We start from the raw sequence: 11,804 nt of genomic DNA, 5'->3' as shown, positions 1-11,804 counted from the left end.
GGCGGCTTGGCCCCGCCAGGAGTCCGGTCATGCCGACCTGGCTACAAACCTGAAACTCCCAACCTAGCGGTGCGGTGCCGCGGGAATCCCACGCCTGAAGGCGTGGGAGGAGGTCAAGTCTCAGCCTATTCTGAGAGCTTCTCGGAGCTTCCCGATATCTCGTACGTTCGCAGGTAGTTTCTTCACGGCTTCCGGACGCGTTTTTCGGAACCGACTGGCTTCGGTGGCCCAACGGATTAGAGGACGACGACAGCGATGCCGGCGGCGGCGACGACCCCAAGAGCGACCGTCACTCGCCGGCCCAGTTCGACCGTCCCCAGTAGCCACGCGAGTCCGGCTTTCGTGAGCGTATTCGCGATAGCGCCGATGACGATGCCGGTAGTCGCTACTTCGGGCGAGATCTCACCGTCCGCTTCGAGTGCGCTCAGCGTGAGCGTGATCGCATCGACGTCAGCGAGCCCCGAGAGGAACGCAGTCGCATAGATACCCGAATCGCCGAACCAGGTATTCGCGGACTGAGACACGAGGAGCACGATAGCGAAAACAGCGCCGAAAAACAGTGCCGGTCGGAGACGAAACGGGTTCTTGAGATCGGTCTCGACCGCGGACTCTGTCGTCGACCGCCAGTAGACGATGCCGGCGATACCCACGCCGACACCAGTCATTACTCCAAGCGGAACGACGACGCGAGGGAGTAAGGCCGGGTTGACGACGGCGACTTCGACGAGTGCGCGCGGGAACATGACGATCGATGCGACGACAATCGAGAACGACCCGATCTTGTAGAGTTCGGGAGTTTCACTGATCCGTTCGGCCATCGAGACCGTCGTCGCGGTCGAAGAGACGAACCCGCCGAGGATTCCCGTGAGGGCGATCCCCCGCTTGGCTCCGAGAAACCGGCTCAAAATGTAGGCAACGAAGCTCAGGCCGGTGACAAAGCCGACCATCAGCCAGATGAACCGGGGATTGAGACCGAATAGGACATCGAGTTCACGATCAGGCAGGATCGGCAGCACGACCGCCACGACGAGGATGAATTTGAGCGAGGCACGGCGTTCACGCTCGTCGATCTGGTCGACGAAACTGTGGATCGTCGGTTTCGCAGACATGAGGACAGTGACACTCCCGCCGAGAATGATCGCGAACAGCATCCCGCGTTCGGAGGACACTGCCAACGCACCCAGAAGGACAGTGAGCAAGGCAGCGGTCACCGTCGTGAGTCCGATATCCCCTTCAGTCAGCACTTTCCCGGCATACGCGACGGTCAGGGGGACTGCAATAGCGAGGACAGTGACGGGCAAGAGGCCAGGAAAGAACGCCTGGGCGGTTGCGCCGACGAGGGCAAACAGCGGAAACGTCCGGCTGCCAGCGAACGTCCCCCCAGATTTCGCCTGTTCCCGCTCCAGTCCGATGAGAGCGCCAATACCGAATGCAACGAGGAGACGAAGGAGAAGCGAATCGATGATCTCGACCATTCTCTAGGGGTTCATGCCTCCAAGTTGTCAAACTTCGGGTGTGAGAGCCGGCATCGGTCGTCTGCTGTGGCGACTACGGAGCCGTGCTCGGTTTTTCCCTGATGACCGGAGAACTGCGCGAGCCATTCCGGATGAGCCGACTACACCTGTGCCGTCACCTGCATTCCGACTCTCGGTCGGATCGCTGTTTGTTCTTCTGGAGGCCCGGTGAGGCAGGAGCTACGACTCGATGTCGACGAGGTAGACGAGGAGAAAGCCGGCGGCGACGGCAAGTACTGGGATCTCGTACGGACGCTGGTGAAAGGTCAGAATCGCTGCTGCCACGATGAGCGCTCCGGCGATCACCGCGTAACCGAGATTCCGCTCCCCCATTCCATGTCCATCAGCCGGTTCCGTACGGACGACCAGTTCACCACGTTCGAGCCGATACAACGTTCGGTCGACTCGTGACGGGACCCGTGCCAGCGCGGGAAGCGACCGGCGCACGTCCGCCCACGTTTCCTCGATGATTGCGTCGAATTCACTCTCGATGAGGCCCTGTTCGACGAGAAACGAGCGAACAGCGGCGAGGAAATCGAACTCCGGATCGAGCTGTCGACAGACGCCCTCACCGACGGTCCCGACCCGGATGAGTAGCATCACGTCCGGCGGAATCCGAAACGGGAACGCACGGAGGGTCGTCGTCAACTCCGTAATAATCTGCCGCCAGGTGATCTCCGACTGGCCTTCGAGGTTCTCGATGACGAGTTCGAGCACTCGGCCGACCTCGGCGCGGTTGACATGTGGTTCGAGGACATCGAGCGCGATGAGCGCGTCCACCAGGCCGTCCACGTCTCGACGGACGAGTGCCCGATAGAGGGCGATGATATCGTCCTGAACCGTCGGTGGCAGGCGTTCGCTCATGCCGAAATCGAAGAGTAACAGACGGCCGTCGTCTGTGACGCCGAGGTTGCCCGGATGGGGGTCAGCGTGGAACACGCCGTCGACGAGACCCATCTCCAGGTACACAGTGATGATCCGTGTCGCCATCTCGTGTGGCGTCACGTCGATATCATTGAAGGCGTCGTCGTCGGTTATTTTCCGACCGGTCAGATACTCCATAGCTAACACACGCTCCGAGCACAGGTCTTCGTAGATGGCAGGGATGACGACTCGCTCATCGTCGTCGAAGTTCTCCCTGATATCGGCCATGATCGTCGCTTCACGCTTGAAATCCAACTCGTTCAGGATGATGTCTTCAAAATCGTCAGCCGCGTTTTGGATCGAATACTGCTGGCGTTCGGTAGCGAAGGGCCGAATCAGCGGAAGCAGCCCCCGGACCACCCGGAGGTCACGCGTTATCACGGGTTTCAATTCGGGACGTCGAACTTTCAGTGCGATTCGCTCACCCCGATAGTCTGCCGTATAGACGTACGCGAGCGACCCGCCGGCGACCGGTTCGAGCGTCGACTGATCGAGTTCGTCGCCCAGTTCTTCCGCGACGACGTGTTTTGGATCTCCCCCTGCGCCCTCTGGCACTTCGTCCTGAAGGGTTCCGAAAACGTCGGCGTACACCGGTGGAACGATATCGGGGCGTGTCGAGAGGACTTGCCCCACTTTGATGAATGCCGGTCCGAGTTCGAGCATCGTATCCCGGATACGCTCGGCTCGTTGTCGATGGCTCTCGTCTGGAACCTGTCTTCGTGAGCCAAAAAGGACGAACCGCCGACGGTCACGGAGAAATGCCAGTGCAAAGGGTAGAAATCGGACGATGACAACCAGATACCGGCGAAACAATCCGTTCATCTCTCGAAGCGAAAACGGCCGAGTGGCGTCAATTGGCAGTGCATACTCTGGCTTCGATCAAGTGGCATATATAACTGAAGGAAACATTATATTGTCTCGTGTAAATATACGCTTTCTGATACCCTCTCAATACTAGTGATTCGCGCATTTCACCTCACAGAGGGCTGATTCGAGCGACAAACTGTGCCCGGGATGCACGGGTCAGTGAAACGGTGGACTGACGACGGTACATATATGCCATAGGGACAAGAGGTTGCTAAGAACATCAGCAAAACAACTGAGGGCAGGTAATGTCGAACCACTACATCACGTCAGCAGACCATCTCCCCGAGGAAGCACAGGCAGAGACCACACTACAGATCACGGATGCCCAAACGAAACGCATTTTCGAGGCACGCGTTCGGATTGCCAAGGACCCCGATACGCTCACTGACCCGGAACCGCTAACGATCGTTGCCGGGCCACACGAGAGCGTCAGCGAGACCAGATACGTCGAACTGCTCGACGAGACTGAGGAGACCGGTATCGATCAGGAGCTGGTGACGCATCTGGCGGCCGAACAGGAGACGGCGTCGAATATCCTCAATACACGGTCCGACGATCTGAAGGTCCTCTTGCAGTATCTCGTCGAGACCGGCGAGTACGAGTCAACGTCCGATGCGCTTCGCGAGATCGCGTTCGACCAGCTCGCCACAGAACGACCGGCCCTGCTTGACGCCTACGCTGAGGTCCGCCGCGAACTCGACGACGATCCACTGAGGCGCGTGCTGGAACACCAGGAGTGATCTATGTCGGTTAGTTCGCTCCGCGAGTACCTCGATTTGCTCGACACGACCGGTTGGCTCCGGTCCTTTGACCAACCGGTGTCGTGGGACCTCGAAGCGAGCGCAGCGACGATGCTCGCCAATATCCGTGACGGCCCGATTCCGGTGTTCGAGTCCATCGCGGGGCTAGAGACGGAGTCGAAACTGGTTGGCGATCCGTACCGCGGCCCCCAGACGCGTCCCTGGGATCACTTCGCCCGTGCGCTGGGGCTCCCAAGCGGCCTTTCGGGCCGTACGTACTACGACCGAGTGATTGATCGCCTCAACGCGCCGCAAGCGCCCCGAGCTGTCGCGAGCCAGGACGCCCCCTGCAAAGAAACAGTACGGACGGGGAACGAGGTCGACCTCCTGTCGTTCCCGTGGCCATATATCCACGAGGGCGACGGGGGACGGTACTCGAATCACCACACCATCGTCGCACCGGACCCCGATACGGAGTGGGGGACCTGGTCGAGCCATCGCATGATGATCCACGACGACTCTCAGGCCAGTCTGCTGTTACTGGCCGGCGAGCAGGTGCCCAACCGCTACTACTACGACTACGAACCCCGGGGCGAACCGATGCCAGTCGCGGTCGTCATCGGTGCCGAACCCACCGTCGAGTGTACTGCGGATATGTGGATTCCGACAGGCCGGAGCGAAGCGGCATTCGCGGGCGGCCTGAAAAGCGAGCCTGTGGACCTCGTCCAGTGTGAAACCAATGACCTGTACGTCCCGGCGACGGCCGAGCTAGTTCTCGAAGGCCACGTTCGACCTGACGACCGCTTGGATGAGGGACCGTTCGGCGATTACTTCGGCTACATGAACGGCCCGCGACGTTCCATGCCGGTGTTCGAGGTCGATGCGATCACCCACCGCCACGAACCGCGAATACCGTTTTGTGTCGAGGGGAGCGGTGTCGGATACGGGCAAAACTCGACCAGTACGCTCCGGCTCGTCGCGGCCGGTCCCGACGCGACTGTCGGTCTTCGGGCCGCCGGATTCGACGTTGCGATGGCGGTCCCATGGCGGTTCACCTCCCGCACCGTCTGGGTCATCGCGACGGATCGACCGTATCCGGGCTATCTCCACGAACTGGCGAACTTTATTTTCACGACGTGGGGGATGCTCCACATCGACTTCTTCGTGTTCGTCGACGCTGCTGTCGACCCGCTCGATCCACGGGCAGTGTTGACAGCTATCGCGCTTGAGGCCGATCCGGATGCCGACTTCCACCAGTTCGGCGTCGAGCGAATGCCGAAAGTTCCGCTCAACATCTACCAGACGCCCGACGAGAAGGGCAACGCGGACGTGGGGACGTCGAAGGCGAAGACGGCCAAAGCCTACATTGACGCAACGACCGACGGTGACGCGGCGGAGATGGCAGCGACCACAGAAACCCGGAAGCGAGCCCAGGAGCGGCTGGTCGAAGCGGGCCTAAACGCTGCGCGGTTCGACCGGCTCGACGAGCGGGAGGGGCAGTCACAGTGATACCGTTCACGCAGTACGTCCGCGGACTGGCCGGCGACGACGACCTCGTCCGACTCGACGGCCCGTTCGAGGTCCCGGTGGACGTACTTGCGGCGGAGGCGCTCCGGGCGAGTGGGCCGGCGCTTCGATTCCAGCGATCCGCTGGCAGTGACCTCGTTAGCGGTGTGTTCAGCGGTCCGGACCAGACACAGCAGCGCGAGGCCCGGCCGTGGTCGCGGCTGTCGCTCGGCCTCGGACTCGACCCGGAAGCCACGCTCGTCGAGGTGCTGGAGACGATCAGCAGCCTCGGTCCGGACGGGAGGGACTCCGAACCGACGTACACCGGGCAGGCGGCCTCGGAGGCAGATATCGACGTACAGGACCTGCAGTTCCCGCAGGGGGAAACCGATACGTGGCCCGCTATGACGCTCGGTGTCGCATCGGTTTCGACCGCTGACGGCACACACTGGGCACCGGTCCACGGCTCGGTCGTAGGCGGCGACACGCTCAGAGTGCGCGTCCCGGACACGCTGTCGTCGCTTGTCAGTGAAGGGACGACAATAACGATAGCGCTCGGCGTGCCGCCGGCGGCGATCACGACGGCGTACCTGCTCGCTGTCACCGAGCAAACTGCCACGCCGATCCAGTCCTGTGGGGTGACCGGAACCGTCCCGCTTGTCCCGACCAACGGCGGCCTCGTCCCGAGTGCGACAGAGGTCGTCATGGAGACGACGGTCGTGGACCGCCAGCCGGACTTCCGGTCCGACCGTCGAGAGGGCTGGGAGTACGTCGTCGAGAGCGGCCCGCTCTCGCTGTCGGTCGAGCGCGTCCGCACTACTGAAAACCCGGTCATTCCCATCTCCCCCGTCGGTCGCCCACTCGCGGATGACACCCGTCTCACGGGGCTCGCGACCGCCGCAGCGCTCTATCACCGGCTCAACAACTACTGGGGCATCTCGCCAGTCGAATGGATTATGTTGCCGGCAGAGGCTGAACTCGGAATCTGTTTCGTCGCGAGTGACGTGCTCTACGGCGGCTTCGAGTGGCAACTCGCGAACATCCTCTTTTCGTTCTCGTCGCTTTTCGACACGGTCGTCATCGTCGACGAAGACGTTCCGCCACAGGACTTCGGCCGCGTTCTGGCCGATATCTGGCTGAAATCCCACCCCGCTCGCGACTGGACGTTCAGCGAACCGGATGCACCGGCAGCGACACGCCCACACTATCGACGAGACAACGAAACCGGCTCGCGCCTGTACGTGAACGCGGCGTGGGACCCGCGCTGGAAGGAGACCTACATCGCACCGCGAGTCACGTTCGAGAACTCCTTCCCAACCGACGTCCGCGACGTGGCTCGTGTCCTGTGGGACGAACCCGACACCGCTCCCGGAGAGACGACCGAAAACGAATCGCCCCACTGAATATGTCTCTCGCGTGTATATATCTTCAAATATGTTGTAATCAGCTCTGTTTACGCCATACTACAATCGAATAATACCTATGTGGGAATAAAAAATAAAATATATTCAATACGTTATTCGCAAAAAGCAACCGGTACAGTTATACCAGATTCCGGTATTCCGAGCGGTGTATGGTCACCAGCCACAACCTCCCGGACTACGACACAGCGCGAAACGAGTTCTCCTGGGACGATATTTACGCGGCAGCGGACTGGGACGCACCGAACGACCTGAACATCGGCCACGAAGTCGCCGACCGACACGCGACCGACCGGGGCCAGGTCGCACTCTACCAGGTCGGGACCGACGGAGAGCTGTCGAAAATGACGTTCTGGGAGCTTGCTGACCGTTCGAGCCAGTTCGCCAACGTTCTCGACGACCTCGGGGTCGCCCAGGGTGACCGGGTCTTTTCATATATGCCCCGGATTCCGGAGCACTACGTGGCGCTGGTCGGGACGCTCAAACACGGCGCTGTCTGGGGCAGCGTCAACGAGCGGTTCGGCCCCGACGGCATCTCGTACCGTCTGGACGACTGCGACGCGAAGGTCGTCGTCACCACGACGGACAATCGCGACACGGTCGAAGACGCACTGGACGATGCGCCGGCGGTCGAACACGTAATCACCGTCGACCGTGGGGGCGGCGCACCCGCTGACGACGTGGTGTTCAATACCGCGCTTGACGGCGCGAGCACGTCGTACGAAGTCGCTGAGACCAGCGGGGAAGACGACGCGCTGCTGTACTACACCTCGGGAACGACCGGGCTGGCCAAGGGTGTCCTCCACAAACAGCGCTGGATCGCCGGCGTCGCGGCAACACAGAAGTACGCCGTGGACCTCCAGGACGGCGACCTGTACTGGTCGACCGGCGACCTCGGCTGGCTGACCGGGGCCATCAACACGCTCGGCGCATGGTTCTGGGGGGCATCGCTGTTCACCTACGAGGGCGAGTTCGACACCGACGAGTGGGCCGCCCTGCTCGACGAATACCCGATCAGCGTCCTGTTCTCGGTCCCGACGGCGTACCGGATGCTCCGGGAGAACGAGGAGGTCCTTGCTGACGTGGACCTCGACTTGCGGCACGCGCTTTCCATCGGCGAACCGCTCAGCGCCGGCGTCGTCGAGTGGGGGGAAGACGAACTCGGCGTCACGATTCTGGACACGTACGGCCAGACTGAGACCGGGAACATGATCATCAACAACTATCCCACGATGGATCTCCGGCCCGGGTCAATGGGGAAACCACTCCCCGGAATCGAGGCCGACATCGTCGACCCACAGAGCGGCGAGGTTCTGGAACCCGGCGAGACGGGCGAAATCGCACAGCGGGGCGACTACCCGTGTTTCTTCGCCGAGTTCTGGAACAAGCCCGAGAAGACCCAGCGAGCGTTTATTGACGGGCCAAACGGGACATGGTACCTCTCGGGTGACCTGGCACACAAAGACGAGGACGGCTACTTCTGGTTCGAGGGGCGGGCGGACGACGTGATCCTCTCCGCTGGCTACCGCATCGGGCCGTTCGAGGTCGAGAGTTCGCTGGGCGAACACGACGCGGTCGCCGAGGCGGCAGTTGTCCCCAAACCACACGAGGCGCGGGGGAACATCGTCAAGGCCTATGTCGTGCCGAGCGAGGACGCCGAGCCGTCCGCCCCGCTCAAAGAAGACATCCAGAGCTACGTGAAAGAAGAGCTCTCGGCACACGAGTACCCGCGCGAAATCGAGTTCCGGGAGGGCCTGCCCAAGACAGTGACCGGGAAAATTCGCCGAACCGAACTCCACGACGACGCCGAAGCAGAAGCCGAAGTCGAATCCTGACGCGGATTGTGAGAATTACGAGCGACAACACGCACACAACCACCAATGAATTTCGAATCTACGGAGGAACGTTCGATGATCCGGTCGACCGCGGCGGACGTGGCGGCCGAGTACGGACCGGAGTACTGGCGCGAGAAAGAGGAGGCAGGCGAGTTCGGACAGGAATTCTGGGACGAACTGGCCGCGGCCGGCTTCCACGGCCTGCTGGTCCCGCCGGAGTACGAAGGGGCCGGGATGGGCATACAGGAGATGGGGCTGGTCATGGAGACGCTCTGTGCCGAAGGCTGTGGCATGGCGGGCACCTGGTATCTGGTGCTCACCGCCGGTATGGCCGCCGTCGGCATCAGGGACAACGGAACAGAAGCGCAGAAACGGACCTATCTGCCGGACATCGCAAACGGCGAGCGGAACTTCTCTATCGGTATCACAGAGCCCGAGGCCGGGACAAACACGCTGAACGTCGCGACCCGCGCCGAGAAAGACGGCGACGAGTACGTCCTGAACGGGAACAAGGCCTGGATTACCTTCGCGGACCGGGCCGACAACATGATCCTCGTCACGCGCACGACCCCACGCGACGAGGTCGAGCGCGGGACCGACGGTATAAGCCTGTTTATCGTCGATATGGCCGACCCCGGCATCGACGTCTCGCCGATCCCCAAACACGGTATCAACTACTCGAAGTCCTGTGAAGTCTTCATCGAGGACGTTCGGGTCCCCGAGGAGAACCTCCTGGGGGAGGAAGACGACGGCTGGTGGGTCTTGGTCGATATGCTGAACCCGGAACGCATCGGCTTTGCGGCCGCCGGGACCGGCATCGGTAAACTGGCTGCTGACACTGCTATCGAGTACGCCAGCGACCGGGAGGTGTTTGGCGCGCCGGTCGGGAGCCATCAGGCGGTTTCGTTCCCGATCACCAAGGCGTACGCCCGCATGGAAACGGCGGCGCTCATGCGTGAGAAGGCGTCCTGGCTCTACGATCAGGGCGAGGAGTGCGGGTACGAGACGAACGTCGCCAAGGCGACGGCCGTCAGTGCCGGCATCGAAGCGGTCAAGCAATCCATGCAGGCGTTCGGTGGCTGGGGCTACGCGAAGGAGTACGACGTCGAGCGGTGGTGGCGCGAGATCAACCTGACGCGGCTGGCCCCGGTCTCCCAGCAGATGGCGTACAACCACATCGGGCAGCACCTCGGTTTCCCCAGATCCTACTAATGTTCGAGAAAGTCCTTGTCGCAAACCGCGGCGAAATCGCGGTCCGTGTGATGGCTGCGTGTGAAGAGCTGGGTATCGAGACGGTCGCCGTCTACAGCGACGCCGATCGCAACGCCGGCCACGTCGAGTACGCCGACGAAGCATACAACGTCGGGCCGGCACCCGCAAGCGAGTCGTACCTCGACCAGACCGCGATCCTCGACGTCGCCGAGCGGGCCGGGGCCGACGCGGTCCATCCCGGGTACGGCTTCCTCGCGGAAAACGCCGCGTTCGCTGGCCGCGTCGAAGCCGCTGACGGAATCACCTGGGTCGGCCCGCCAAGCGACGCGATGGAGACGCTGGGCGAAAAGACGAAAGCCCGGACGGTGATGCAGGACGCCGGCGTCCCGGTCGTCCCCGGCACGACGGACCTCGTCAGTGAACCGGACGAAGTACGCGAACTGGGTGCCGAGTACGGCTACCCCATCGCGATAAAAGCCGAAGGTGGCGGCGGCGGTCGCGGCATGAAGATCGTCCGGAGCGAGGCCGAGGTCGCGGAGGCGCTCAAAAGCGCGAAGCGCGAGGGGGAAGCCTACTTCGGTAACGATTCCGTGTACGTCGAAAAGTACCTCGAAGCCCCGAAACACGTCGAAGTGCAGGTGCTTGCAGACGAACACGGCAACGTCCGTCACTTGGGCGAGCGCGACTGCTCGCTCCAGCGTCGCCACCAGAAGGTCATCGAGGAAGCCCCGAGTCCGGCCCTCGATGCCGAACTGCGCACGCAGATCGGCGAGGCCGCCAGACGCGGTGTCAGCGAAGCCGGGTACACGAACGCCGGCACGGTGGAGTTCCTCGTCGAGGACGGGGAGTTCTACTTCATGGAGGTGAACACCCGAATCCAGGTCGAACACACCGTCACCGAGGCTGTGACGGGCATCGACATCGTTCGCTGGCAGCTCCGGGTCGCCGCGGGCGAGCAACTGGACTTCACACAGGACGACGTGTCGATAGACGGGCACGCCGTCGAGTACCGGATCAACGCGGAGAACCCGGCCGAGGACTTCGCACCGACGCCGGGACCGCTGACGACGTACGCGCCGCCCAGCAGCATCGGTGTGCGCCTCGACCACGCGGTCTCGCAGGGCGACGAGATCGGGGGCGACTACGACTCGATGATCGCGAAGCTCATCGTCGCCGGCGAGGACCGGGACCACTGTCTGGACCGGTCGAAGCGTGCCCTCGACCATTTCACCGTCGAAGGCGTCCATACCACCATCCCGTTCCATCGGCTGATGCTCGACGACGACACCTTCGTCGCCGGGACCCACACGACGAAATACCTCGACCAGGAACTCCCAGACGATGCTCTCGACGCGGCTGTTGCGCAATGGGGTTCAGACGAGGTCGGTGGCGACGCCCAGTCGGCGTCGACGGACGAAATCGCTGTCGAGGTCGACGGAAAGCGCTTCGATGTCGTCGTTACGGACGGACTTCCCCGCGTCTCCCGTGACGGAAACGCCGGTGGCGGCTCCGGCAGTGGTACCTCGGGCGGCGACGCAGCCGGTGGCGGCACGGCGGACGTGGCCACGTCGGGTGCGATTACCGCCGAGATGCAGGGAACGATTCTCTCGACCGAAGTCACGCCCGGCGACGATATCGCCGCGGGCGATGTCGTCTGCGTGCTGGAGGCGATGAAAATGGAGAACGACGTGGTGGCGTCCACGGGTGGAACCGTCGCGTCCGTCCCGGTCGCGGAGGGCGATTCCGTAGACATGGGAGACACCCTGGTCGTACTGGAGGAGTAAG

Annotated in this window: 8 protein-coding genes; 6 read left to right on the top strand and 2 right to left on the bottom strand. The window is 62.4% G+C overall.

Translation table 11 applies throughout. The features are described 5' to 3' along the window. Nucleotides 1-236 precede the first annotated feature (236 nt). Together VI234_RS17100 and VI234_RS17095 are read right to left on the bottom strand one after the other, a co-directional pair. Entirely contained in the window at nucleotides 237-1,475 is a 1,239-nt protein-coding gene (locus VI234_RS17100) for an MgtC/SapB family protein (RefSeq protein WP_336330677.1), read from the bottom strand. Nucleotides 1,476-1,694: 219 nt separating this feature from the next. Continuing rightward, nucleotides 1,695-3,260: an ABC1 kinase family protein gene (locus VI234_RS17095; RefSeq protein ID WP_336330676.1), complete on the bottom strand. Its 1,566-nt coding sequence runs from the start codon at nucleotides 3,258-3,260 to the stop codon at nucleotides 1,695-1,697. Between the two features lie 290 nt (nucleotides 3,261-3,550). Between VI234_RS17095 and VI234_RS17090 the strand changes: the two genes are divergently transcribed. The 6 genes from VI234_RS17090 (at nucleotide 3,551) to VI234_RS17065 (ending at nucleotide 11,803) form a co-directional block, all read left to right on the top strand. Next, the gene (locus tag VI234_RS17090) at nucleotides 3,551-4,045 is read left to right on the top strand and encodes a hypothetical protein (protein ID WP_008308336.1); all 495 of its coding nucleotides are present in this window, start codon (nucleotides 3,551-3,553) and stop codon (nucleotides 4,043-4,045) included. A gap of 3 nt (nucleotides 4,046-4,048) precedes the next feature. Further along, nucleotides 4,049-5,554: a UbiD family decarboxylase gene (locus VI234_RS17085; RefSeq protein ID WP_336330675.1), complete on the top strand. Its 1,506-nt coding sequence runs from the start codon at nucleotides 4,049-4,051 to the stop codon at nucleotides 5,552-5,554. Then, nucleotides 5,551-6,954 carry a UbiD family decarboxylase domain-containing protein gene (locus tag VI234_RS17080; protein ID WP_008308340.1) on the top strand — a complete coding sequence of 468 codons (1,404 nt, stop codon included), beginning with the start codon at nucleotides 5,551-5,553 and terminating at the stop codon, nucleotides 6,952-6,954. Before VI234_RS17085 ends, VI234_RS17080 begins: the two co-directional genes overlap by 4 nt. A gap of 170 nt (nucleotides 6,955-7,124) precedes the next feature. Continuing rightward, on the top strand, nucleotides 7,125-8,807 hold the full coding sequence (locus VI234_RS17075; RefSeq protein WP_336330674.1) for an acyl-CoA synthetase: 1,683 nt from the start codon (nucleotides 7,125-7,127) through the stop codon (nucleotides 8,805-8,807). A gap of 45 nt (nucleotides 8,808-8,852) precedes the next feature. Beyond that, entirely contained in the window at nucleotides 8,853-10,019 is a 1,167-nt protein-coding gene (locus VI234_RS17070) for an acyl-CoA dehydrogenase family protein (protein WP_336330673.1), read from the top strand. After that, on the top strand, nucleotides 10,019-11,803 hold the full coding sequence (locus VI234_RS17065) for an acetyl/propionyl/methylcrotonyl-CoA carboxylase subunit alpha (RefSeq protein ID WP_336330672.1): 1,785 nt from the start codon (nucleotides 10,019-10,021) through the stop codon (nucleotides 11,801-11,803). The genes VI234_RS17070 and VI234_RS17065 overlap by 1 nt, the downstream gene beginning before the upstream one ends. Nucleotide 11,804: the final 1 nt, after the last annotated feature.

The sequence above is a fragment of the Haloarcula sp. CGMCC 1.2071 genome, from assembly GCF_037078445.1.
In the GTDB taxonomy this organism is placed as follows: Archaea; Halobacteriota; Halobacteria; order Halobacteriales; family Haloarculaceae; genus Haloarcula; species Haloarcula amylolytica.
Note: the sequence above shows the minus strand (reverse complement) of the source record. Positions and strands in the feature narration are given on the sequence as shown.

Bases quoted from the DNA above. Each gene is read 5' to 3' on its own strand.
- VI234_RS17075 (WP_336330674.1), top strand. From the start codon at position 7,125: ATGGTCACCAGCCACAACCTCCCGGACTACGACACAGCGCGAAACGAG.
- VI234_RS17095 (WP_336330676.1), bottom strand. From the start codon at position 3,260: ATGAACGGATTGTTTCGCCGGTATCTGGTTGTCATCGTCCGATTTCTA.
- VI234_RS17070 (WP_336330673.1), top strand. From the start codon at position 8,853: ATGAATTTCGAATCTACGGAGGAACGTTCGATGATCCGGTCGACCGCG.
- VI234_RS17100 (WP_336330677.1), bottom strand. From the start codon at position 1,475: ATGGTCGAGATCATCGATTCGCTTCTCCTTCGTCTCCTCGTTGCATTC.
- VI234_RS17065 (WP_336330672.1), top strand. From the start codon at position 10,019: ATGTTCGAGAAAGTCCTTGTCGCAAACCGCGGCGAAATCGCGGTCCGT.
- VI234_RS17090 (WP_008308336.1), top strand. From the start codon at position 3,551: ATGTCGAACCACTACATCACGTCAGCAGACCATCTCCCCGAGGAAGCA.
- VI234_RS17085 (WP_336330675.1), top strand. From the start codon at position 4,049: ATGTCGGTTAGTTCGCTCCGCGAGTACCTCGATTTGCTCGACACGACC.